This window comes from Thiolapillus sp., from assembly GCF_048562965.1.
Lineage (GTDB): Bacteria > Pseudomonadota > Gammaproteobacteria > Chromatiales > Chromatiaceae > Thiolapillus > Thiolapillus brandeum_A.
In genome coordinates, this window is sequence record NZ_JBHNMF010000832.1 from 1 (window position 1) to 1,268 (window position 1,268).

Annotated in this window: 2 protein-coding genes; both read left to right on the forward strand. The window is 52.1% G+C overall.

From position 1 onward, the window contains the following. The coding region (locus tag ACOCD2_RS20455) for a hypothetical protein (RefSeq protein ID WP_293652731.1) at positions 1–200 on the forward strand (200 nt) is incomplete at its 5' end. 180 nt (positions 201–380) lie between these two features. Further along, positions 381–1,268: diguanylate cyclase domain-containing protein (locus ACOCD2_RS20460; RefSeq protein WP_419612943.1), on the forward strand; the 888-nt coding region annotated here is incomplete at its 3' end.

Sequence of the window (1,268 nt, forward strand, 5' to 3'; positions counted from 1 at the left end):
TCTGCGTTCTAAGAACGCAGATTTTTACTCATAATTGTACCATCCTGCACCGGATTTCTCATCGTCTTTTTTCGGTTTTTCAATTGAATTTCAATGACTTGGCATTTATAGACGGGAACTATTTCGGTTTTACCCGTAAAGAACTGCTGAAAAAACGGGTCATCGACCTGTCGGGAACTTACCAGACGGTCGAACAATGACGTATTTTTCTCCGCAAGCTGCGGGAAAAGGGAAGGATCACCATCGAGGACTGCGGTCACCACCGCAATGGAAAGCCTTATTACGTCGAGATAAACGCGCACTATGCACGCAATGAAGGGCAGGATTCCATTGTCGCCATTTACCGTGACATATCGGAAAGGAAGCAGTCAGAGCTTGCACTGCACGAAGCGAACCAGCGTTTTACGGCGGTGCTGGATGGTATCGATGCGGCCGTTTATGTGGCGGATATGGATACCTATGAAGTGCTCTATGTGAATCCCAAGATCAGGAACAGGGTCGGGGATGTCGTCGGTAAGAAATGCTGGCAAGCCATACGTCAGGGTCAGAGCGGTCCGTGTGAATTCTGTACCAATGGAAAACTGCTGGACAGGAAAGGGGAAACAGCCAGGACTTATACCTGGGATTATCACGATACAGCCAACAATCAATGGTTCCATTGTACGGACCGGGCTATTCCCTGGGACGATGGCCGCTATGTCCGTCTTGAAGTGGCGACCGATATTACGGACCGCATGCGGGATGAAAAAGCCCTGAAAAAAGCCCATCAGCAGCTGGAGCTGCTCGCCTACTATGATCCGCTGACCAAACTCGCCAACAGGAGACTTTTCATCGATCACCTGAGCCGCTCATTTGCCCGGGCAGACCGGAAGAAAACCAAACTGGCGGTCTGTTACCTCGATCTCGATGGTTTCAAGGAAGTAAACGACTCTCTGGGACATGAACTGGGAGACAAACTGCTGAAGCAGGTCAGTGAACGGCTGTTGAATACGCTCCGCGGTGAAGATCTGGTGGCGCGCTGGGGAGGGGATGAGTTCGCTCTGCTCATCAACGGCCAGCATGATGAGCAGACCTGTGCAACCACACTCGACCGCTTGAGCAGCGCACTCGCGGTGCCGTACGAACTGGATGGCTGCGTCTTCCACGTTACTGCCAGCATCGGCGTTACTGTGTATCCGCAGGACCAGGGCGATCCTGATACGCTATTGCGTCATGCAGACCAGGCCATGTACCTCGCCAAGCAGCGCGGCCGCAATCAATATTACTTC